This is a genomic window from Pedobacter sp. 22163, assembly GCF_052045595.1.
In the GTDB taxonomy this organism is placed as follows: Bacteria; Bacteroidota; Bacteroidia; order Sphingobacteriales; family Sphingobacteriaceae; genus Pedobacter.
Map to the genome: position 1 here is coordinate 104,234 of NZ_JBQEPM010000003.1, position 24,825 is coordinate 129,058.

General features: G+C 37.9%; 16 protein-coding genes. 12 read left to right on the plus strand and 4 right to left on the minus strand.

Features of this window, described 5'->3' with window-relative positions:
• Positions 1-224: 224 nt before the first annotated feature.
• The 6 genes from ACTJKN_RS08900 (at position 225) to ACTJKN_RS08925 (ending at position 13,440) form a co-directional block, all read left to right on the plus strand.
• Positions 225-3,221: a SusC/RagA family TonB-linked outer membrane protein gene (locus ACTJKN_RS08900; protein WP_440824203.1), complete on the plus strand. Its 2,997-nt coding sequence runs from the start codon at positions 225-227 to the stop codon at positions 3,219-3,221.
• A 21-nt stretch (positions 3,222-3,242) separates the two neighbouring features.
• Positions 3,243-4,877, plus strand: a complete 1,635-nt coding sequence (locus ACTJKN_RS08905) for a RagB/SusD family nutrient uptake outer membrane protein (RefSeq protein ID WP_440824205.1) — start codon at positions 3,243-3,245, stop codon at positions 4,875-4,877.
• Between the two features lie 831 nt (positions 4,878-5,708).
• Positions 5,709-8,963 carry a SusC/RagA family TonB-linked outer membrane protein gene (locus ACTJKN_RS08910; RefSeq protein ID WP_440824208.1) on the plus strand — a complete coding sequence of 1,085 codons (3,255 nt, stop codon included), beginning with the start codon at positions 5,709-5,711 and terminating at the stop codon, positions 8,961-8,963.
• A gap of 31 nt (positions 8,964-8,994) precedes the next feature.
• Positions 8,995-10,959: a RagB/SusD family nutrient uptake outer membrane protein gene (locus ACTJKN_RS08915; protein WP_440824209.1), complete on the plus strand. Its 1,965-nt coding sequence runs from the start codon at positions 8,995-8,997 to the stop codon at positions 10,957-10,959.
• Between the two features lie 36 nt (positions 10,960-10,995).
• Positions 10,996-12,183, plus strand: a complete 1,188-nt coding sequence (locus tag ACTJKN_RS08920) for a DUF5000 domain-containing lipoprotein (protein ID WP_440824212.1) — start codon at positions 10,996-10,998, stop codon at positions 12,181-12,183.
• Between the two features lie 24 nt (positions 12,184-12,207).
• Complete coding sequence (locus tag ACTJKN_RS08925; RefSeq protein ID WP_440824214.1) at positions 12,208-13,440, plus strand: DUF4998 domain-containing protein; 1,233 nt, start codon at positions 12,208-12,210, stop codon at positions 13,438-13,440.
• 206 nt (positions 13,441-13,646) lie between these two features.
• Here the strand turns inward: ACTJKN_RS08925 and ACTJKN_RS08930 are convergent, their stop codons facing one another.
• Complete coding sequence (locus tag ACTJKN_RS08930) at positions 13,647-14,177, minus strand: OmpA family protein (protein ID WP_440824216.1); 531 nt, start codon at positions 14,175-14,177, stop codon at positions 13,647-13,649.
• Between the two features lie 180 nt (positions 14,178-14,357).
• Between ACTJKN_RS08930 and ACTJKN_RS08935 the strand changes: the two genes are divergently transcribed.
• On the plus strand, positions 14,358-15,128 hold the full coding sequence (locus ACTJKN_RS08935; protein ID WP_440824218.1) for an SDR family NAD(P)-dependent oxidoreductase: 771 nt from the start codon (positions 14,358-14,360) through the stop codon (positions 15,126-15,128).
• 24 nt (positions 15,129-15,152) lie between these two features.
• Here the strand turns inward: ACTJKN_RS08935 and ACTJKN_RS08940 are convergent, their stop codons facing one another.
• Positions 15,153-15,851, minus strand: coding sequence for an NUDIX hydrolase (locus ACTJKN_RS08940; RefSeq protein WP_440824219.1), 699 nt, complete (start codon positions 15,849-15,851; stop codon positions 15,153-15,155).
• A 161-nt stretch (positions 15,852-16,012) separates the two neighbouring features.
• On the opposite strand from ACTJKN_RS08940, the gene ACTJKN_RS08945 reads away from it, so the two are divergent.
• Genes ACTJKN_RS08945 through ACTJKN_RS08955 form a run of 3 tightly spaced genes read left to right on the plus strand, consistent with a single transcriptional unit; the run spans position 16,013 to position 19,952 of the window.
• Positions 16,013-17,074, plus strand: coding sequence for a UDP-glucose--hexose-1-phosphate uridylyltransferase (locus tag ACTJKN_RS08945; protein WP_440824220.1), 1,062 nt, complete (start codon positions 16,013-16,015; stop codon positions 17,072-17,074).
• A gap of 10 nt (positions 17,075-17,084) precedes the next feature.
• Positions 17,085-18,236: a galactokinase gene (locus ACTJKN_RS08950; protein WP_440824221.1), complete on the plus strand. Its 1,152-nt coding sequence runs from the start codon at positions 17,085-17,087 to the stop codon at positions 18,234-18,236.
• 39 nt (positions 18,237-18,275) lie between these two features.
• Positions 18,276-19,952, plus strand: a complete 1,677-nt coding sequence (locus tag ACTJKN_RS08955) for a sodium/sugar symporter (RefSeq protein WP_440824223.1) — start codon at positions 18,276-18,278, stop codon at positions 19,950-19,952.
• 243 nt (positions 19,953-20,195) lie between these two features.
• On the opposite strand, the gene ACTJKN_RS08960 is transcribed toward ACTJKN_RS08955, so the two are convergent.
• Together ACTJKN_RS08960 and ACTJKN_RS08965 are read right to left on the minus strand one after the other, a co-directional pair.
• Positions 20,196-21,479, minus strand: coding sequence for a Na+/H+ antiporter (locus ACTJKN_RS08960; RefSeq protein WP_440824225.1), 1,284 nt, complete (start codon positions 21,477-21,479; stop codon positions 20,196-20,198).
• A gap of 280 nt (positions 21,480-21,759) precedes the next feature.
• On the minus strand, positions 21,760-22,074 hold the full coding sequence (locus tag ACTJKN_RS08965) for an RNA recognition motif domain-containing protein (RefSeq protein WP_057934255.1): 315 nt from the start codon (positions 22,072-22,074) through the stop codon (positions 21,760-21,762).
• Positions 22,075-22,293: 219 nt separating this feature from the next.
• Between ACTJKN_RS08965 and ACTJKN_RS08970 the strand changes: the two genes are divergently transcribed.
• Both ACTJKN_RS08970 and ACTJKN_RS08975 read left to right on the plus strand, forming a co-directional pair.
• Positions 22,294-24,279: a sialate O-acetylesterase gene (locus tag ACTJKN_RS08970; RefSeq protein ID WP_440824228.1), complete on the plus strand. Its 1,986-nt coding sequence runs from the start codon at positions 22,294-22,296 to the stop codon at positions 24,277-24,279.
• Positions 24,280-24,391: 112 nt separating this feature from the next.
• Positions 24,392-24,784, plus strand: a complete 393-nt coding sequence (locus ACTJKN_RS08975; RefSeq protein WP_440824230.1) for a nuclear transport factor 2 family protein — start codon at positions 24,392-24,394, stop codon at positions 24,782-24,784.
• The last annotated feature ends 41 nt before the right edge of the window (positions 24,785-24,825 follow it).

A 24,825-nucleotide genomic window follows, 5' to 3' on the forward strand; every position in this document is an offset into this window, starting at 1 on the left:
GCGAAATTTTAACAAAAAGTAACAATTTAACCCCTACTTATTACCGTATTACCCCTCACTCCATGGGGTGTATAAGTGGTTACTTTGTTGTAATCAATCCATCCCTAATTCATGCACAGTTTCTACATCAGGTCAGATTAATGTTTAACAGATATTTTTTTGCTAAGCTACCCTTGAATCATTTTAACGGTTCAATTATATAACTAACCAAATAATCATAAAAAATGAAAAGAAAACTACTAGACACATCTAAGTGTGCAGTAATATTTTTGTTTGCTTTAATCTTATCTCTAAGTAAATCAAACGATACAATTGCACAAACCACTCAAATCTCAATTTCAGGAAAAGTAAAAGATAACCAGGGCAACCCCATTCCAGGTGCCTCCATTAGTGTTAAAGGGACTAACAGGGTTGTTGCCAGCGATGCCAATGGAAATTTTAAAATAGCGGCCCAAAAAGGAGAAAGTTTAGTAATCACTTTTGTGGGTTATGTAACCAATACCATATTGGTAAATAATGAAACACAACTGAGCATCACCCTTGCAGAAGATAAAGACAAAAACCTTGAAGATGTAGTAGTAGTAGGTTATGGTACCCAAAAACGTTCTGATATTACGGGTGCAGTGGCTTCTGTTCCAAAAGAACGTTTATCACAACTTCCGGTTACCAATGTTTTGCAGGCTATTCAGGGCGCTGTAGCTGGTGTAAATATTACCAGTGGTTCATCTGTACCAGGTAGCCAGCCAGCAGCATCAATCCGTGGTCAGAATTCCATTACTGCAGGTACAGGTCCATTTGTAGTTGTTGATGGCGTGCCATTGAGCAAAACAGGAGGCTCTCTAAACGATATCAATCCTAACGATATTGCCTCAGTAGAAATATTAAAAGATGCGTCATCAACGGCAATTTATGGTACTAATGGCTCCAATGGGGTTATTCTGGTTACTACTAAAAGAGGTAATACGGGCAAGCCTACCATTAGGTACAATGCTTACGCAGGGGTAGAAAATATCGCCCATATTTTAGAGCCTAGAACTGGTGCAGAATATCTTCAAAAATATGCTGATTATTTAAAGCAAATAAACCAGCCACAAACTAGTCCGGTTCCAAATTTTGGAGAACTTGCTTATTATAATGCAGGTACAACTACCGATTGGGTAAAAGAAGTTACACAAACTGGCGTGATGCAAGATCATAATTTAAGTATTTCTGGTGGAAGTCAAGATGTCAAATATTTTATATCTGGAGGTTACCTGGATCAAAAAGGCCCGGTAAAAGGTTATCAATATAACAGAACAAGTTTAAGGTCTAATTTAGATGTTAATATCACCGATTATTTAACTGTTGGTACGTCTTTGTTTTTTACCGGAAATAACTATGATGGGGGGAGAGCAAATTTACTCTTTGCTACAGCAATGAGCCCGTACTCACCAGTTTACAATGATAAAGGAGAATATAAAATCTTTCCGATGGAGCCTGAACAGCTTTACACCAATCCTTTGCTTGGTTTAGTTACCGATCGCATTAGCAGAAGTACCAACCTAAATGGAAATGGTTATGCCGAGGTTAAGTTCTCTGGCGTTTTAAAAGGTTTGAAATATCGTTTAAATGGTGGCTATACTTTCTTTCCTGAAAATACTGCAAGTTACACTGGTAGAAAAGCAAATGATATGTTGGGTACGGCCAGAACGTTTTATGCGCAGACCAATAGCTACACATTAGAAAACATACTTACCTATACAAAAGATATTCAAAAGCACCATTTCGATTTTACCGGATTATATAGTGCCCAGCAAAGAAAATATACCAATACAACAGCTGGCGCAGTGGGGTTTGTAAATGACGAGCTTTCATATAATAGATTAAGTGCTGGAGCAACACAAACCAGCGATTCCTATGCCGATCGGTATCGTTTAAACTCACAAATGATCAGGGTTAATTATTCCTATGATAGTCGTTATTTATTTACAGCAACTGCACGGAGAGACGGTTCATCAGTATTTGGGGCCAATACCACAAAATATGGTATTTTCCCTTCGGTGGCGGCTGGCTGGAATATTGGCAGAGAAGATTTCATGAAAAATGCTTCGTTCGTAAATAGCCTAAAACTAAGAGGTTCTTATGGTAAAACGGGTAATGAGGCTGTTAATGTTTATCAAACCATTACTACAGAAGGTGCATTGCGTTCACCATTTAACGGTTTAAGTACTATAGGTGTTGCTCCTAATAATTTAGGAAATGCCAACTTACATTGGGAAAGTACTACAACTGCTAATATAGGTTTAGATTTTTCTTTGTTTAAAGATCGTGTGAGTGGAACATTGGATGTTTATAGTGGCAAAACAAAAGATTTATTGTTAAATAGAAGTCTCCCGATTATAACGGGTTATTCGAAAATTCTCGATAACCTGGGTAAAGTAGAAAATAGGGGTATTGAACTAACCATAAATACTAAGAACATTACCAACGGGGATTTTAAATGGGAAACTTCAGCAAATTTTACTGCAAACAAAAATAAAATCATTGATCTTTATGGAGATGGAAAAGATGATTTAGGTAACAGATGGTTTATCGGCAAACCAATAAGTGTTGTTTATGATTATAGAATGACTGGTGTTTGGCAAACAGGAGAAGATGCATCAAAACAAGATCCGGGTGCAAAAGCTGGTGATTTAAAATTTGCAGATTTAAATGGAGATGGTGTAATTACAGCCGATAAAGATCGGGAAATTATTGGCCAGCGCGCTCCTAAATGGACAGGTGGTTTAACCAATACTTTTCATTACAAAAACTGGAATTTAAGTGTGTTTATCCAAACTGCACAAGGCATTACCAGAAATAATACCGATTTAAATTATGGCGATGAAACAGGTAGAAGAAATACACCTGCCGAAATTGGCTACTGGACGGTAAGCAATCCAAGCACAACACGTCCGGCGCTATCTTATAACAATACCAGAGGCTACGGCTATGCTTCAGACGCTAGCTATACCCGTATAAAAGATGTAACGGTGAGTTATGTTTTCTCTCCAAAAATTATGGAAAAACTCCATCTTGGCAGTTTAACCCTTTATGCAAGCGGTAGAAACCTTTATACTTTTACCGATTGGATAGGATGGGACCCAGAAAACGATTATGCCCCACGCGGATCGGGAGATTGGACCAATAATTATCCATTAACACGCTCTTTTGTGTTTGGAGCAAATATTTCTTTAAAATAATCTATCTCTAAAAAAAAGATCATGAAAAAATTAAAATATATACTGTTTTCTTTTCTTGCAGTTGCATTAATGTTTTATTCTTCCTGCAAGAAGGCATTCTTGGATGAAAAACCATATTCAAATTATACACCGATTACGTTAAATGATTCGTTGGGTTTTGAAGCCTCTTTAATTGGTTTGTACAACCATGTAAGTACAATTTATTCGTACTCAGATCAGCAGGGTTGGCCAAGTGTTTGGCAGGTTGGTACAGATGTGGCAAATGCAACCACAAACCAGCAAGGTGTTGAAGTACCTTATTATGATTATACACAGTTAACTCCAACAGATGGTGCTGCAGCTTATATGTGGAACCGGAATTACATCCTTATTAACCTTTCTAATGTAATTATTGATGGTATAGAAAACCCATCAGTAAGTGCAATTAGTACAAAGGGTAAAGCTGCAATAAATGCTGAAGCTAAATTTTTTAGAGCCTACGCTTACAATACATTGGCTACACTTTATGGCAGAGTCCCTTTAATTAAAAATGCCCTTACTACACCCAAAACCGATTTTGTTCGCGCTCCTTTAAATGAGGTTAACGATTTTATAATAAACGATCTTCTTTTTGCCGTGGCAAATTTGCCCGATATTGAAGCCGTTAAATCGAATACAAAAGGTAAAATGTATGGCAGGGCAAACAAGTTTATGGCAATGCAATTGCTAGCTGAGGTTTACCTGAGAACGGGTAAAAATGATTTGGCCGAGCAACAGGCATTAGGCATTATAAACAGTGGTAAATTTAGTTTAAACAAGGCCAGGTTTGGGGTCAAAGCAAGTCTTCCGGGAGATTACTATTCAGATTTATTCGTTTATGGCAACCAGCGCCGCTCTCAAAGTAATAGGGAGGTGATCTGGACATTAGAGCAAGAAAACCCATCGAGTGTTGTAGGAGGAATTACCAATAGCCCTCAGCAAAGAAGAGTGTGGGGAACTGGATATTATGCTGTTCAGGGCATGGTGCTGGCCGATTCATTAGGCGGTAGAGGATTATCGAGGTTAAGATTGAGCAATTGGTTTCTGTACAGCCTATACAAGCCTGGTGATATCCGTAACTCGCAATACAATGTAAAGAGAAGATTTTATTACAACGATCCTGCAAATGCAAAATTTGGTCAGATTATTCCTTATACCGGAGCTGATACCCTATTTAAGATCAATCCTTCCATTACCAAATGGAACCAGTTTGATCCTAATGATACCTTTGGCTTTGCGATGATTAAGGATTTTATCCTGATGCGCCTTGGAGAAACCTATCTGCTTCTTGCCGAAGCACAATTTAAACAAGGGAAGCTGAGCGAGGCAGCTGCATCAATAAATGAGTTAAGGAAAAGAGCTTTTGCTGATTACCCTACCAGAGGACAGGTACAATCAGCGGACATTAACTTAAACTTTATATTGGATGAACGTGCACGGGAGCTAATTGGTGAAGAAAACAGAAGAATGACTTTAATGCGCACAGGTACCCTGGTTGATCGTGCCATTAATTTAAACAGTAATGATGCAGCTAAACCTTTAAAAGGGTTAACTGCGAAAAACTTATTGTTACCTATTCCATTAACAGAAATTCAATTAAATAAAGATGCGCTCTTAGAGCAAAACCCTGGTTATTAGCATATTTTGGTTAGTATGATTAATACCGCTCTCCGGATCTTTCTGTAAAGAAAGGTTCGGAGAGTTTTTGTTTACAGCCCTTTCTAATGTGAGGCGAACAAACAATATCGCTACTTCCTGGAGAAAGGAATTTACTCAGAACCCGGATGTAATGGACGTAAAAACCACCGGTATTTAGAACAAGGCTTAAAAATATTTTTCTTAATAATCGTTATATTGACGTTTAATTTTTAACTAAAAAGTGTAAAAACATCAAAAAAGGCCTAAAAATAAGAATTTAACCCCTACTTATTACCGTATTGCCCCTCACTACGACCGCTTTTTTTATAGTTAATTTGTTTCAACCAAGTATAAGAATATTAGATCGATCCAGATTATTCGAGACTAACTACCTAGAATAATTGATGGGTACAACAGCGTAAAGAAAATGTTGTATCTAGTTTTTTGAAGCAAAACCTAAACCTTTAACCGATCATGAAAAGATTAAAACAAACAAACAAATATCTCATTACTGTCGAACTCAACGCTGATTGATGGTTTGCCCGAAATCAGTATTCTCCTTAACAAATTATTCATCCCCAAACCAAAATTATGAAGAAAGATAAATCTACTCCACTCTTTTAAAATCCTAAACAATAATAGGAAGTCCTTACTGCTGATAAGGGCAGAACAATCAAAAATGTGAAAGGACGAGGCGCTTCATGTACCGTTTCCTAAACATTACCGACGAAACATTTCGATCGAACGAACTCCCAATGGCTCAACAAATCTTGAGCAGGGGCAAGCTACGATCTCAATTATTGATGTACCTAACCAATTTTAACCACTTTTATGAAGAAAAAACTACCAAATAAAATACTGCTCCATCCACACAGTATTGCCTTTAGGTCAATTTTAAAATTTTTATTCTGTTTTGTAATTATAACTTCTTGCTTAACTGCAGCAGCACAAACGGAGGTAACCGTAACTGGTATAGTTAAAGACGAATCTGGCGGGATCCCAGGCGTAAATGTTAAAGTGTCTGGCACACTAAAAGGAATTTCTACAGACTCTGATGGGAAATATAGTATTAAAATGGCCAGGTCAGGTAAATTGCTGTTCACAGGAATCAGTTACAAACCTAAAACGGTTATAGTAGCCGATTATTTACCAAATAAAGATGGCGTTTATATTATTAACGTAACGCTAGTGAGTGATGTAGGCTCTTTAGATGAAGTAGCTGTTGTAGGTTTTGGTACCCAGAAAAAGGCAAGTATGGTCAGTTCCATCACGACCATTAATCCGAAAGAACTGAAAGGCCCAACAAGTAATCTAACTACGATGATGCAAGGGCGTGTAGCAGGTATGATCGCCTATCAGCGTAGTGGAGAGCCAGGGGCAGATAATGCACAGTTTTTTATTCGTGGCTTAGGTACTTTCGGTACAGGTAAGCAAGATCCGTTGATCTTAATTGACGGTATAGAATCTACACAGAATGATATGGCCCGCTTGCAGGCAGATGATATCGCCTCATTCAGTGTTTTAAAAGATGCCACTGCATCGGCAGTTTATGGTGCCCGTGGTGCTAATGGTGTAGTATTAATTACAACAAAATCTGGAGAAGCTGGTAATACAAATTTTACGGTCAGATCCGAGACGGCAGTTTCATCAAACACAAAGAACTTTCAATTTGCAGATAATATTACTTATATGAGAATGGCAAATGAGGCCGCACTAACGCGAAACCCTCAGGCCGCTTTACCTTATCTTCAAACCAAAATTGACGGTACAGCCAGAGGCGATAATCCTCTATTATATCCAAGCAACAACTGGATTGATCAATTAATTAAAGACTATACCATAAATACCCGTAACAATATTAGCTTGCAGGGCGGTGGTGAGAAAGCCCGGTTTTATGTTGCGGGAACATATAATATAGATAATGGAGTGCTAAAAGTTGAGGGACTGAACAATTTCAACAATAACGTAAAGTTGAAAAACTATTCTGTTCGCTCTAATGTAGATCTTGATCTGACCAAAACAACCAAAGCAGCAATTCGGGTTTATGGGCAATTTGATGATTATTCAGGTCCCCTACTAGGAGCCAATGGACAAAATGGAGGCGAACGGATTTTTAACCAGACCATTTGGTCTAACCCAGTTCTTTTTCCGGCAGTTTACCCTTCAGAATTATCTCCCTTTGCTACACATGCCTTATTTGGTAATGCGATTACCCCGAATAACGGATTATATGTAAATCCTTATGCCGAAATGGTAAAGGGATATTCTGAGTACAATGCATCAACCTTACAAACGCAAATTGAATTGAAACAAGATTTAAAAGTGTTTACCCAAGGTTTAAATGCACGCTTAATGACTTATGCCCGAAGATATTCTTATTTCGATGTATCCAGAAGTTACAATCCTTTTTATTATGTAGCCAGCGAACAACCAAATGGAGGTGTTGGTTTACAGGTTCTAAATCCAGGCGGACAAGGTTCTATAGGTGCAACTGGTACTGAGTATTTGGGTTATTCGGAAGGTAGAAAGATTTTAAACTCGACTTTTTATGCAGAATTGGCCTTAAATTATGCAAGAACATTTGGGGGCAAACACGCAGTAAGTGCTATGCTAATCACAACCATGCGGAATTACCTTTCGGGCAATGCCGGAAGTTTGCAGTTATCGCTTCCTGCCCGTAACCAAGGCTTGTCTGGTAGAGCAACATACGGTTACGACGATAAATATTTAGCCGAATTCAATTTTGGTTACAATGGATCAGAACGTTTTGCAGATAATAACCGTTTTGGTTTTTTTCCATCATTTGGCTTAGGTTATGTATTGTCTAATGAAGAATTTTTCAAGCCATTAACTAAAGTAATCAACAGCATGAAGTTGAGGGCTACTTATGGTTTTGTTGGAAATGATCAGATTGGAAATGACGATGATCGTTTCTTTTACATGTCGGAAGTCAACATGAACAATGGTACATATGGCGCTATCTTTGGCGAGCAATATGGCTATTATAAAGATGGAATATTGGTTAGCAGATACGCGAATCCATTAATTACCTGGGAGAGATCAGAACAGCTTAATCTAGGGGTAGACTTTAGGTTTTTTAATGCGCTGGATATCAATATTGATGTTTACCGAAATACACGTTCCAATATTTTAACTGCGCGTACTTATATTCCTACCACAATGGGTTTACAGGCTGCTGTTAGAGCCAATACCAATAAAGCCCAGAATGAAGGGGTAGATTTTGCCGCAGCCTTCAATAAATCTTTTGGTAACGGATGGTCAGTTCAAATGAGAGGTAATTTTACATATGCTAAAAGTAAAATACTGATCAACGATGAGCCAACGTACCCAGCTAACGAATATTACAGAACAAGCGTAGGCCTCCCTACCACTCAAAGATTTGGGTACATCGCAGAGCGCTTATTTATTGATGATAATGAGGCCAAAAACTCTCCTTTGCAATTTGATGGAACTCCTGGCTTAAACTACGGAGGTGGTGATATCAAATACCGGGATGTAAATGGCGATGGATTGATTAATGATCAGGATCAGGTACCTATTGGTCTTCCAACTTCACCCGAAATTATTTACGGTTTTGGTGGTACAATAGGTTATAAAAGCTTTGATTTCAGTTTCTTCTTTCAAGGTTCTGCCCGCTCTTCATTCTTTATCAATTCAGAAAATATTGCCCCATTTGTATTAAACGGGGGCAGTCAGAATGGATTATTGTCGGCTATTTCTGATAGTTATTGGTCAGAAGAAAATAGAAATATTTATGCCATGTGGCCGCGTTTGAGCCCCAACTTCGTGAGAAATAACAGTCGGGAGGGCAACAACCTTAATCAAACCTCAACATGGTGGATGAGAAGTGGAAATTTTTTAAGGTTGAGAAGTGTTGAATTCGCTTACAATGCCAATAAAAAGTTAACACAAAGGATTGGTTTAACAGCACTCCGTTTGTACGTAAGTGCAACCAATTTAGGCTATATCAGCAGCTTTAAAACCTGGGATCCTGAAATGGGAGGGAAGGGCTTAGGATATCCTATTCAGGGCACATATAATTTAGGTGTCAGGGCCTCATTTTAATTAGAAACACATGGCTTTAAACGATAATAAAATGAAAAATATTACGATAAATAAAATAAAAGGTAGCGTTAGGGATATACTTATCACATTGTGTTTTGTAAGTGCTATATGCACCATGTCAGCATGTAAAAAATATTTAGATATAGTGCCCGATAACGTTGCTACCATAGATAATGCTTTCACTATGAGAACGGAAGCAGAAAAATACCTGTTTACCTGTTACTCCTTTTTGCCAAAAGACGGCGACCCGTTCTATAACGTAGGTTTACTCTCTGGCGATGAACTTTGGGTTCCAACTCAGGAATGGGATTTTGTTTCTTATGCCTGGCGTGGTGCAAGGGGCGGACAAAACGCCGCCAATCCCTATATGAACGCGTGGAATGGTAATTATCAAGGTGGAGGACCAAACGATAATTATGGTTTATGGAAAGGGATAAGAAATTGTAATATCTTTTTAGAAAATGTAAAAGATGAAAGTAAAGTAAGAGACTTAAGACCCGACGAGCGTGCCCGTTGGATAGCTGAGGTTACTTTCTTAAAAGCTTATTACCATTATTACCTGTTACGGATGTATGGGCCGATTCCGTTAGTAGATCAGAATATAGATATCAGTGCCCCAGAAGATGATGTACGGATTAAACGTAAACCATTTGACGAATGTGTGGCTTATATTTCTGGTTTGATAGATGAATCTACAACGAATCTGCCTCCTATTATTACTGATAGGACAACAGAGTTGGGAAGGATAACCAGACCTATTGCTTTGGCTGTAAAGGCAAAACTATTATTACTTGCAGCAAGCCCATTGTTTAACGGTAATCAGGATTACGCCAATTTCAAAGACCGTGATGGTATAAACCTAATTCCAACGGCTTATAGTGCTACAAAATGGAAAAGTGCTGCTGATGCTGCTAAGGTAGCTATTGATGCTGCTGAACAAGCAGGTGCCATATTATACAAGTTCCCGGGATCAACCTTTAAACTTTCCGATACCACGAACTTGCAATTAACATTAAGAAGTTCAATTACAGAACGATGGAATACCGAACATGTTTGGGCAAACCCGAACACTAGGGCAGATATGCTACAACGGGTAGCGATGCCTAAACTTGCTTCAGGTGGGGCAAGCGGTGATGCAAGAATGCAGTTGGCCGCTCCGCTTAAAATAGCCGAAATGTTTTATTCAAGCAATGGAGTGCCTATCAATGAAGACAAATTTTTGAATTTTTCGAATAAATACAGCTTAAGAACTGCCGTAGATAAAGAGCGGTTTTATATAAAAGTAGGTTATGAAACTGCGCGGGTAAACTTTGATCGCGAACCTCGCTTTTATGCTGCTCTTGGTTTTGATGGCGGCGTTTGGTACAAATACGATAGCCCTTCTAACTCTGATGAAAATACATGGGTTGTTGAAGGAAAATATACCCAATTAGCAGGCGCTACACACGTTGGCTTTTACAATGAAACGGGTTATTATATTAAAAAATTGGTAGACTGGAACATGACTAACAGTACCAATGGTGTTTCCTATCGCGACTATCCTTGGCCGCAGATACGTTTGGCAGATTTATACCTCATGTATGCAGAAGCCTTAAACGAAAGTCAGGGACCTGTAAATGATGTTTTCGAATATGTCGATCGGATCAGAAAACGGGCAGGTTTAGCAGGTGTGGTAGAATCGTGGAATAGTTTTTCCAATAATCCTAATAAACCAACAACCAAAGATGGTTTGAGAGAAATTATCCACCAGGAAAGAGGAATTGAACTCGCTTTTGAAGGCAGTCGCTATTGGGATATGAAAAGGTGGAAGAAAGCAGGCGAAGTATTCAATCAGGCAATAACGGGTTGGAGCGTTTTTCAGGCCAACACCTTAGATTATTATAGAGTAAGGACGATTTATACACAAAATTTTGTTGCTCCACGCGATTATTTGGCACCAATTAGAAATTATGATATTACAGTAAACCCCAAACTGGTTCAAAATCCAGGATGGTAATTTATGAATCAAATAGCATTTTCAAATATGAACACTATGAAATTAAATTTTGCACTACTATTATCAATGGTGATAGTTTTGGTAGCAGGTTGTAAGGTTGATGAACTCGAACCCCTTGAAAAAAATACTGATGTACCAGGCACTGTTTCTAATGTGAAGTGGATTGCCGGCCCAGGTAATGCAACTTTAACTTATGCAGTACCCAACAATAATAATCTACTGTACGTAAAAGCTGTTTACACCCTGGCCTCAGGGCGCGTAATGGAAGTAAAGGCTTCTTATTACGGAAATACTTTAAAAGTGGAAGGTTTTGGAGATACAGAAGAACATGAAGTAAAACTTTATGCAGTTACAAGAAGTGAAATAGAGTCTGCTCCGGTAAGTGTAAAGGTAAAACCCCTCGAAAACCCGATTTGGGGAGTATTTAGAAGTATTAAAGCGCAGGCCGATTTTGGAGGATTAAGATTTACAGCAAAAAACATTGCTAAAGCAGATTTAGCGATAGAAATCTTAACAGAAGATAGTAAAGGCAAACTCGTGCCCACTTCTAAAAACATTTACACCTCAATTGTAGATATAGACCAGGCGATAAGAGGATATGATCCTATTGAACGCAAGTTTGCCATTACCATTAGAGATAGGTGGTTAAACTATAGTGACACCCTATACACTACATTAACACCACTTTATGAAGCTGTTATTCCAAAATCAGGTTATAAGGCCGTTACATTGCCAAGCGATGTGGCCTTGAACACCTCGACTTCAATTGCCGGTATGTGGGATGGAGATACAAATGGCTGGCCGAGGGTATTAATGACGAGTTCTGGAGTTTTAACCCCTCAATGGGTTACGTTTGATATTGGCAAATTATCTTCTTTAAGCCGTATTGTGATGTGGGATTATCCTGAGTATTTAAATGGTCGGACCTATTATTATGGTGGTAATTTGTTAGACTTTGAGGTATGGGGAACAGATAACCCACCATCAGATGGTAGTTTTACAAACTGGATCAAGTTAGGCACATTTAAATCTATAAAACCATCAGGTAGTGCCTATGGGGTAAATACGGCAGAAGATAATACTATCGGTGCTGCGGGTTTAAACTACACTTTCGATCCGGGTATCCCTAAAGTACGATATATCCGTATTAAGAGCTTAAAAAACTGGCAGGGAACAACATTTATGGCTATCGGAGAAATTCAGCTTTATGGTGATCCTAGATAATTGATAACGCTAAATAAAATTAAGATGAAACGAATTTCTAAAAAAATTAACATACAGCTATATCAATTAGGATTAGCACTTTTATTACTTGCTTCAATAACCGCCTGTACTAAAAAAGACGATTACAAAAAATTTATTGAAGGAGGTGAGATATCTTACACCGGAAAATTAGACTCTGTTAAAATCAATTCCGGTAAGTACCGGGTATTGGTAAACGGTTTGTTTATCGCCGATCCAAAAGTTAAAAAATGTGTTGTATATTGGAACAATAATGCGGATTCAGTGGTTATTCCGGTCACTCGAACACCGAATGTTGATACGCTTAAATTCATGATTAACAACATGAAGGAAGGGGTACAAAATTTCACCATCTATACTTATGATGGTGCTGGTAATAAATCTATTCCGGTATATAAAACGGGTAGGGTATATGGAGATCGATATCAGGTTACCCTTTCTAATAGAGCAATAAATTCTGCTTTTACAAATGAAAATGGAGTAACAACACTCGAGCTAGGAGGAATGGATAGGGTAAGTGGTGTGTTCGCTACAGAAGTGATTTATACAGATAATTCAAATGCTGACAAAACTGTGAGGATACCAATCAATACAAACAACTTTACCTTGGCAAATTTTAAAGAAAAGGGTACGATTAAATATCGCACGCTATTCTTGCCCGACACTTTAAGTGTTGATACATTTTATACCGATTATGCCAGTTTATATGTGCCAAAGTTTATTAAAGTAGACGTAACCTCAACCTATTTAAAAAATGTTGGTCCTAACGTAAGCTTCTCTTCTATTAACAGTGGCAACAGATGGGGTATCTTAAGTGATTGGATTACAAGTGCATCTGTAAAAAATGCAAGTGGTTTCGGTGGGTATGAGAAGAAAAGTAATATCGGTTACATATCACTCGAAGCAGGTTGGGGATTGCCTAATGTTACCGATGGTAAAATATATCAAACGGTTAATCTTCCGGTAGGCAATTATCGGTTTGAGATAGTAATGACTGATTTTAATGCTGGTGGATCGAGATACCTTACCGTTGCGGAGGGAACTACAATACCTAATGTGGCTAATATAACAAGCTCAAGTATTGCCTTTTCTAATTTAGAAAGTAAGACTCTTAATTTTGAATTGCTTCAGTCAAAACAGGTTTCTTTAGGTTTTGCAGCATCATTAACGGGTACAGGCAGTACAGGGCAATACGCAAAGATAACATCAGTTAAACTCTATAAAATCAATTACTTATAGTAAACGTTATAGTACATTAGCAATCTGAAGAATTAAAATTTAAAGATTGCTTCGTCGTTCCTCCTAGCAATGACAACCATTATATTGGAGCCTGTCGTTGATAGCGTAGTCGAAGCGCTGAAAAAAGTTCAGAATGATGGACTGCGCTCTAAATAAAAAGAGCCATGGAAATTAAACCATGGCTCTTTCTATTATATTTCTAAGTATTAATGTTGAACTTTTATTTCAGTTCTTCTGTTTACCATTCTACCTTCTTCACTATCGTTCGAGCTGATTGGTTCTTTTTCGCCATGACCAACAACAGTAAAATTACTGCCGTTTAAACCTGCGTTTATAAAGTACGATTTTACGGCATTTGCACGGTCGATAGAGAGTTGCATATTGTGATCGGGTGTACCCTCAGCAGATGAATGTCCGTTAAGTATAAATTTGGTGGTAGGCGATTTTTTCATTTCCGCCACTGCTTTATCCAGGATAGCGAATGATGATGTTTTAAGTACAAACGAATTAAACTCAAACTGGATATTGTCTAAGTTAAAATTGGGTTTTTCAGCTGGAGCCGGAGCTTCTTCTTTCTCTGGGGCAGGCGCTGGCTTTTTCTCTTCTACCGGTGGTGCAGGCTTTTCAACAGGTGCTGGAGCAGGTTTTGCTACCAGTTTTTTTGTTTTACAAGAGTACATTGTAAGGGTAAATAAAGCGAGGAGCGTAGTAAATAAAAGGTTTTTGGTAATGTTCATGTTTTAAGATTAATTTAAGTTTATTGTGTATTTGTTGCCCAAACATACTAATAAATGATTACAGCTATAACGATGTTTTTTTCAAGAAGTTATATTTAATGTGTTAATCCGTCTAATTTAACTTCAATTTTACGCAAACATATTTACGTCAATTTCCTTTATGTATTATAACATTTTACTATGGACCGTTTTGAAAACAAAATCGCTTTAATTACTGGAAGCAGTCAGGGAATTGGCGCTGCATGTGCCTTAAGGTTGGCCAAAGATGGCTGTGATATTATTTTAAATGGCCATAAATTTGATGAAAGGGGCGAAAAACTTATTGCAGAAATACAAGACATGGGTAGAAATGCAATTTTTTTGGAGGCCGATTTAAGTAAAGCCAAAGAAGCCACTAAATTGATAACCGATGCCGTAGCTGCATTTGGCCATTTAGATATTTTGGTAAATAATGCGGGCGTAGAAAAAAAGGCCAACTTTTGGGATGTTACTGAAGAAGATTACGACCTGATCATGAATACAAATTTAAAAGGTGTTTTTTTTAGCATCCAGTCGTTTGTAAACTACTGCAGAAAAAGTAAGGTAGCCGGAACTATTATCAACATGAGTTCGGTACACGAAGAAATCGCATTTCCACATTTTGCTGCATACTGTGCGAGTAAAGGAGGCTTAAAAATGTTAACCAGAAATCTCGCTTCAGAATTAGCCCAGTTTAATGTCAGGATCAACAACGTAGCGCCCGGAGCTGTTTCGACACCGATTAATCAAGATTTATTGAACAATAAGGAGCAGCTGGAAAAAGTACTTCAAAATATCCCCTTAAAACGAATGGGTAAGGTAGAAGATGTGGCAGCAGTAGTGGCTTTCCTTGCTTCTGATGATGCCGCTTATGTAACCGGATCAACTTATTTTGTTGATGGAGGATTAACCTATCATTATGAAGAACAATAGGCTAATCGTATAATGAAGTTTAATTTAAACCTTTAAATTTGGCATTAAGTTTAAGAAAGCCTGTGCATTGGCACTGTATTTTTTTTTATCTAGTTTAAAATAAAATGCACCTTTTTTTGATCCCGATTTATCTTTTTCGGCCAGCTTAATCAATAATCCGGTTGAGGTAATTTTACGGCTGAAATTTCTGGTATCGATTTTAGTATCATTCACTTCCTCAAAAAGTATATGCAGTTGCGGGATGGTGAATTTTTTAGGGAGCATTTCAAATAAAATAGGATGGAGGGCAGCCTTGTACCTTAATTTTTTTCGGGCATCGGCAACCATTTGGTTATGATCAAAAATAAGTTTGGGCCGATCGTTGATCAAAAACCATTCAGCTTCGTAATCATCATTTAACTGTGCCTCATATTTATGGATATCAATAAGGGCAAAATATCCAACAGAAAGTGTTCTTTCAATTGGGTCGCGGCCAGGTTCTCCATAAATCTGCATCTGCTCCAGGTAAACGCCTTCCAAACCCGTCATTTTTTTGAGTACCCTGTTCGCCGCATCGTCCGGACTTTCATTTGCACCCACAAAGCCACCCATTAAGCTCCACTTGTTTATTTCGGGTTCTAAACCCCGCTTAACCAATAGAATTTTAAGGTGTTCGCCGTCAAATCCAAACACGATGCAATCAACAGCAACCAGATAATGTGGCTGCCCAGAATATTCAATCATTTTTTATCCGAGATTTTAAAGGGCTTAATATGTTCAAATTTTCACGAAAATAAAAATTATTATTAAATGTCGTTTTGACAATTAATAATAATTTTATAATTTGGCGGCTTAGATAGACTGAGCTAAATGCTTTCTTTTCTCTAACCAATTGAAAATATAAAATGAACCAAACATTCGAACTCGATAGTAATCCACATACCAGGTTAAATATATTAACTGGCGAATGGGTTTTAGTTTCTCCACACCGTACTAAAAGGCCTTGGCAGGGTAAAGTTGAAGATGTAACGCCAGATAACCGCCCAGAATATGATCCTAAATGTTATTTATGTCCTGGTAACGGCAGGGCAGATGGCGATAGCAATCCAGAATATACCGAAAGCTTTGTTTTTAACAATGATTTTGCTGCGTTGCTTGTAGATACACCTGCTGGTAACATGAATGAAGATGACTTATTGGTAGCCAATAATCAGAGAGGACTTTGCAGGGTGATCAGTTTTAGTCCGAAACACAACCTCACACTTCCCGAAATGAGTGTCGAAGCCATAACTGCTGTGGTAAATGTTTGGCAAAATGAATTTAATAGCCTTGCCGAACATGATTGGATCAAATACATTCAGATTTTCGAAAATAAAGGCGAAATAATGGGCTGTAGTAATCCACATCCACATGGTCAGATCTGGTCGCAGAGCGATATTCCATTAGAAATTGCCAAAGAAACTGAACGTCAGAAAACATTCTACGCTATTCACAGAAGAAGTTTGCTTGGCGATTACTTAAAACTGGAGCAAAAGAAAAAAGAGCGTATTGTATTCGAAAACGATCATTTTGTGGTACTTGTACCCTTTTGGGCAGTTTGGCCTTACGAAACCATGATTATCAGTAAACGCCATGTAAATAGCATTAAATTGTTTACAGAAGCAGAGAAGAAATCGTTAGCTGAAGCCATTAAGGTACTAACAACCAAATATGATAACCTGTTCGAAACCTCTTTCCCATATTCTGCCGGTATGCATCAGACACCGGTAAACAACGGCTATTACCCTGAATGGCATTGGCATATGCATTTTTACCCGCCATTGTTGCGCTCGGCATCAGTTAAAAAGTTTATGGTCGGTTACGAAATGTTGGCTAACCCTCAACGCGATATTACCCCTGAATTTGCCGCTAACCGTTTAAAAGAGATGTCTGCAATCCACTATAAAATCAACAAAACTGAAGATTAAATATTAAATAATGAATGCACAGGATTTAAAAAATACATTTAAAAAACTTTTCAACGCTGAGCCTATTTTAGTGCGTTCGCCTGGAAGAATCAATATTATTGGCGAGCATACCGATTATAACGGCGGTTTTGTAATGCCTGCTGCTATTGATAAAGCCATTTATGTAGCTATCTCAAAAAGAGAAGATGATGAAATACATTTGTTTTCAGAGAGTTATCAGCAATTTGATATTTCATCGATCAAAAGCCTGAAAAAATCAGAGAACAGTTGGGCAAATTACATTTTAGGTGTTGCAGATCAGTTAAAAGAAAGAGGCCATCGATTTGGCGGATTTAATTTTTACATCGATGGCGACGTGCCTTTGGGTGCTGGTCTATCGTCGTCTGCTGCTGTAGAATGTGCTACCGGATTTGCGCTCGATCAACTTTTTTCGCTTTCTGTTCCGAAAATGGATATCGCATTGATTGCACAAAAGGCGGAACAGACTTTTGCTGGTGTTAACTGTGGTATTATGGATCAGTTTGCCTCTGTATTTGGCAAAAAAGACCAGGCCATTATGCTCGATTGCAGATCGATGAAACACATTTATATCCCATTAAAATTGGATGGATATAAACTTTTGCTTTTAAATACGAATGTAAAACACGCACTTGCAGATTCTGCCTACAACAAAAGGAGATCACAGTGCGAACAGGGTGTTGCCTGGGTAAAGGAGCATTATCCAAATGTAAATACCCTTCGTGATGTAGATTTAAGTATGTTAGAAACCCATGTTAAGCCAAAAGATCTGGAAGTTTACACCAAATGTAGTTTTGTAGTGAAAGAAATCGGCCGTTTATTAACTGCTGCCGAGCAACTGGAAAATGGTAATCTGCACGGTTTGGGTAAACTGATGTTCGAAACGCATGAAGGTTTAAGCAAAGATTACGAAGTAAGCTGTAAAGAACTAGATTTCCTTGTTGATGCGGTTAAACCTCTTGATTATGTGTTAGGCGCCAGGATGATGGGCGGTGGTTTTGGTGGTTGTACCATCAATATTGTTAAAGAAGAAAAAATTGCTGATTTAATTGAAGCGTTATCTTCAAAATATTTATTGCAGTTCGGACTCAAGCTTGGTTCCTACACTGTTCAAACTGATAACGGAACCAGCTTATACAGCTAAAATTTAAATAACCCAAGGTATACTAACCAAAATAAATCAATGAAAAATAACTTATTAGACACGAAGGATTACATTGTATTTGCAATTTACTTCGTTATTGTGGCGGCTTATGGGCTCTACATTTACAACAAGAAAAAGTCAGAATCTACAGGTTCTAAAGATTATTTTCTTGCTGAAGGCTCCTTAACCTGGTGGGCAATCGGCGCATCGTTAATTGCATCTAATATTTCTGCAGAGCAGTTTATTGGTATGAGCGGATCAGGTTTTAAAATGGGATTGGCCATTGCAACCTACGAATGGATGGGCGCATTAACCTTAGTGGTTGTTGCCGTATTCTTTATTCCGGTTTACCTGAAAAACAAAATCGCTACAATGCCACAATTTCTACATCAGCGTTATAACGGAACGGTAGCCATGATTATGGCTGTTTTCTGGTTATTACTTTATGTTGTAGTTAACTTAACCTCGATCCTCTATTTAGGTGCTTTAGCGGTAAGTAGTATTTCTGGTTTCGATTTAAGTTTCTGTATGTACGCTATTGCAGGTTTTGCCATTATTATTACGCTTGGCGGAATGAAAGTTATTGGATATACCGACGTTATCCAGGTGTTTTTCTTAATTCTGGGTGGTTTGGCCACTACTTATTTGGCTTTAAACTTAGTTTCTACCCACTATGGAACAACAGGTGTTTTTGAAGGCTATAGTTTAATGACTTCAAAAGCTTCTGAACATTTCCACATGATTTTAAAGCCAGATAACGAAAATTATATCGATTTACCTGGCTTAAGCGTGCTTGTAGGTGGTATGTGGATTGTGAACTTAAATTACTGGGGCTGTAACCAATACATTACTCAACGTGCTTTGGGTGCTAACCTGGAGACTGCCCGCGGAGGCATTCTTTTTGCTGCATTCTTAAAATTATTAATGCCAATTATTGTTGTGTTACCAGGTATTGCAGCTTATGTTTTATATAAAGATGGTGCCTTTCAAGCGGAAATGCTGCAAGATGGATCAGTAAATCCAGATCGTGCATATCCGGTATTGTTGAATTTACTACCTGCCGGATTAAAAGGGCTTTCTTTTGCTGCATTAACCGCTGCCGTGGTAGCCTCTTTGGCTGGTAAAGCAAATAGTATTGCAACTATTTTTACGCTGGATATTTACAAGAAAGTATTAAAAACCGATGCTACTGAGAAAAATTTGGTAACAACGGGTAAGATTTCGATTATTGTAGCGATGATTCTTGGTGTATTAATTGCACCACATTTAGGAATCGATAAAAAAGGTGGTTTCCAGTATATCCAGGAGTATACAGGTTTCGTTTCTCCAGGTATTTTTGCCATGTTTATTTTAGGTTTCTTTTGGAAAAGAACAACTTCAAGCGCAGCACTATTCGCTACCATAGGAGGTTTCGGCTTGTCGATTTTGCTTAAATTCTTACCTACAATTACCGATCTTTCATGGTTATCAGGAATGGGGTTCTCTGTTAAAAATGCAGCTGGAGTTTATGAAATTCCGTTCTTGGATCGTATGGGTTTTGTATTTGTATTCTGTATCCTTGGTATGGTGATCATCAGTTTAGCAAGCAACAAAGTTAAAGCAGAAGCTAAAGGACTGGCTATCGATGCTAAAATGTTCAAAACCTCTACCAGTTTTGCAGTAGGAGCTTTAATCATCATCGGATTATTGGTTGCACTTTATAGTGTATATTGGTAAAGGATAATGTATAAAACAGGAAAGGGATAAAGTCATTAGATTTTATCCCTTTTTTGTTTAATGCAGAAGTTAAGTTGGAAAGAAACCTTTGAATCATGTTAAAAGATCTCTCCGCTACGGTCGAGATGACGATGCCCCGAGGAAGCTAGTCTTCACTACTATACTTTTCTTAAGCTGAACCTTTCAGGAAGACCATTGATATTGATTTAGGTAGAAAAACTTACTGTCTTTCATTTCTTAATGTTAATGGTCACCTGAAGTGATTAGCGTCTGGCCTTTATCCTCTTCCGTAGCCAGTTTCTTTACCAACCATGGCAAGGTAAGGCCCTGTCCGATTAAAGTAAACAATACCACTACCACAGATATAAAGATTATAGCATTACGCTGCGGAAATGCGCTTCCATCGGATAAAGTAACTGGTAGCCCAATTGCAATGGCTAATGAAACAATACCCCGCATGCCCGACCAGCTGATGATCAAACTGTTCTTGAAATCAAGCAATGCGCCCTCTGTAATGCGGTGTTTCCCTTTCTGAAAGGCTTTTTGAAGATTGAATTTTTGAAGGAAAACACGTGCCATTCTTAATAACAACGCAACGATGGTAATTACCAGTGAATAACCTATGTAAGGTAAAATATCGGCACTGTTAATGTTTTTGTACACATATGGGAATTGTAGTCCAATCAGAATGAAAATCAGTCCATTCAATAAAAAGATAATGATGTCCCAAATGTTTTTTGATTGGTTTTTAAGTTGCTCAGGAAATACATTGTTGCTAAACCTAGAAATGCCCAATCCTAAAATAACAACAGCAATAACACCAGAAACATGTACTTGTTCAGCAATTAAATAGGTAACAAAAGGCATCAATAACATAAAACTAATGGTAGCCAGGCGGTTGCTGTGAATCTTTTTAATAATAAATGCCAGAATTTTAGACATCACCATACCAGTTAAGAACCCACCAGCCATTAAAAGGGCAAATTCAAGTGATGCTTTCCAAAATACAAAGGCTGTTCCTGTTACCGCGGCAACGGCAAAACGATACGCTACCAGTGCAGAAGCGTCGTTAACTAAACTTTCACCCTCCAAAATGGTATTGGTTTTGTGTGATAAACCCAATCCTTTGGTAATACTCATGGCAGCAACTGCGTCAGTAGCGGAAAGAATCGCACCTAATACAAAAGATACTGGCCAGCTCATCCCTGGGATCAGATAGTGTGCAACTACAGCAATACCAATAGCGGTGATAAAAACCAGCGTAATGGCCAATGTGAATATGGTGTTGATATTGGTTTTAAATTCCTTGAATGAGATATTAAAAGCAGCATCGTAAAGCAATGGTGGTAGGAATATCAAAAATATAATTTCAGGATTAATATCAATTGGTGGTAAAGATGGAACAAAACCCACTGCTATTCCGGCTATAATCAATAAAATAGGATAAGGGATTTTAATTCGATCGGCAATAGCAGAAAGGCCAATCATCACAGCTAAAATAAATATTACAATGGCATAATTTTCCATATCTGCAAAATGCGTTTATTAATAGAGATCGAAACTCTTACTTGCAAAATATAGGTTTAGAACTGAATTAAAAAGTTTCCGACCGAAATAATTTATCGATGGGAATGTCTAAAATTCTACTATGATAAATGAATATAAATTTGAAGAGAAAACCTTAATGTCTCCCAATTTTTAATGATACAATAAAAAAGAGAGCATGTAACATTGCTAAAACGGGATAATACCATTTTATAATACGGAAAAATACAGGGGAGGAATGAAAATATAGATTAAGAGTGAATTAGCGTTGTAGCCTGGGCCTTTTACTTTTAAAAGGCTGGTTGGTTTTTGGCTTTGCCGCTTGAACACCGCTTTCCTCTTCCGATATTTTAACTGTAATTACATTGCCTTTAAAAGTTTCTCCATTTAAGGTAGATACAATATTTTTAGCATCCGGTAAACTGTATATTTCTAAAAAAGCATAGCCTTTACACTTGCCAGTAGCTCTATCGCGAACAATTTTAATCGTTTCTACCCTACCATGAAGGCTAACCAATATTGCCAAATCCATCTCTTGGATATTGTCAGGAAGGCCACCTATAAAAATCTTAACCATTAATTCAGTAATTTGAGAGAACATCCGGTTAAATCAAACTTAATTCCAGAGTTGTTCTTTTAGACCTGCAAAATAAGCAAAATGATATTCTTACCCAAACTAATTATATGAATTTTGCCTCATTTTTATCATAAATTTGTGAAGAGCAGACATATATATTGATGTTGACAGACATAAAATGTACATTCGTTTTCTAATCATCAAAAAATAGGTTAAAATATGAGCATCTCTAAGTCAAAATCTATACTCATTATCGCATTATTCCTCTTCAGTTCGCTACTGGTTCAGTCGAAAATTTTATTGCCATCGGTATTTAGCGACAATATGGTTTTACAGCAAAAAACAAATGCGGCCATTTGGGGTAAAGCCACAGCTGGTAAAGCGGTTAAGATAACGGTTTCGTGGAATAAAATTAATTATGGGGCTATTGCCGATGCCAATGGCAATTGGAAAATTAAAGTGGCAACTCCAGGTTACGGCGGTCCATATTCCATCACCATTTCCGATGGGGAATTGTTGGTGCTAAACAATGTATTAATAGGGGATGTTTGGATTTGCTCAGGCCAGTCGAATATGGAAATGCCACTGGCAGGTTGGGGGAAAATTCTTAACAACGAAAAAGAAATTGCTGATGCAAAATATCCAAACATTCGTTTATTGCAGGCAGAACATGTTACCAGTAGTTTTCCGCTTAACGACGCCAAAGTGACTAATGGTGGTTGGCAGGAATGTAACCCAAAATATATTGCCGAATTTTCTTCTACCGCATATTTCTTCGCCCGCGAAGTGTATGAAAAAACCAAAATCCCTATAGGCCTGATCCATACCTCTTGGGGAGGAACAATTGCTGAAGCCTGGACAAGTGCCGAATCGCTTAAAAAAATGACCGATTTTTCTGCCGCAGTAGATAAGATCCAAAAATTAGCTAAAAATCCTTCGACAGTTTCTTATGAAGAAAAACTGCAGAATTGGGTTAAAATGACAACCGAGAAAGATTCGGGTTATCAGGCTGGAGAAACAAAATGGGCTTTGGCAGAAACTACAAACTGGAAAAGCATGACTTTGCCGACCTTATGGGAAGATGCAGCACTTAAAAATTTTGATGGCATTGTATGGTTTACGAAAAAGGTTAACATCCCCGAAAACTGGAAAACAAATGGTGCCAAGCTTAATTTAGGTACAATTGATGATAACGATATCACCTTCGTAAATGGAGTTAAAGTCGGTGAAACGATAGGGTATAATGTTGGTAGAACATACACAATACCTGTAAATCTGCTTAAAACAGGCGAGAATACCATTACCGTTAGGGTTTTTGATAGTGGTGGTGGCGGCGGCCTATATGGTGATGCCAAAGATTTGAGCTTAACAAATAATACGACGGAGAAAATTTCTTTAGCAGGCGACTGGAAATATAAAGTGGGCGTAGATTTTAAAAATATTGAAACTAAACCTTACGAAGAAAATGGCCCTAACAGACCAACCGTTTTGTACAATGCGATGATTCATCCTTACCTCCAATTCTCAATTAAAGGTGCCATATGGTATCAGGGAGAAAGTAATGCCGATAGGGCTTACCAATATCGCGAATTATTTCCAACGATGATTAAAGATTGGCGTCAGAAATGGGGGCAGGGAGATTTTCCATTCTATTTCGTTCAACTGGCCAATTTTATGCAGATTGATCATTCTCCTGTAGAATCTGCCTGGGCAGAGCTTAGAGAGGCCCAGCAAAAAACACTTTCACTACCAAACACAGGCATGGCTACCATTATTGATATTGGTGATGCAAAAGATATTCACCCTAAAAATAAACAAGAGGTGGGTAGAAGGTTAGCCTTAATTGCTCTGGCTAAAACGTATGGTCAGAAAATAAACTATTCTGGCCCCGTTTATCTATTCAATAAAGTAGAAGGAAAACAGATCCGTTTAACGTTTGGCAATACAGAAAATGGATTAAAAGCCTCTGATGGTGCCGCACTAACCGGTTTTGCCATCGCTGGAGCAGATAAGAAATTTTATTGGGCCAAAGCAAGCATCCAGGGGAATCAGATCATAGTAAGTAGCGATCAGGTGGCAAATCCCGTTGCGGTTCGCTATGCATGGGGAAATAATCCTTTGTGTAATCTTGTGAGTAACGATGGCTTGCCTGCATCTCCATTCAGAACAGATACCTGGCAAGGCCTTACCTTTGCCAAGAAATAACTGATAAAAATTTGTGTAATTTGTGTGGTTAAATCCGTGTAATGCAGACAATATTTAAAGTTGCGCTATTCTTTGTGGCTTACTTTATATTTTTACAGGCTAACCGGAAATTATGCCAAATACTTTATCAGACCAGGAAACCATTCTCCTGATTGCCGACCTGGAAGAAAAATTATTAGATGGGTTTAAAAGAACAGACCTGAACACACTCGATTTATTGTTTGCCGATGGCATGCTTTTTCATGATCAGTATGGTAATGTGTTGGATAAAGAAATGGATCTGGAAGCCTACCGGAGTGGTATGATCAAAATTAATAAAATCAACGTATCCAAACGGGAAATACGTGTTTTTGAATCTATTGTTATTGTTTCTGCAAGTCTTTTTATTAAGGGAAGTTATTCAAATATTTTACTTAACGGCAAATATCAATGGTTAAGGGTTTGGGGTAAAGTGAATGAAGATTGGAAAGTAATTTCTGCCAGTTGTACAAGCATTTCAGCATAAAATATTTGCTTAAAAATAAGAACGGGGAATAACCAATGGCT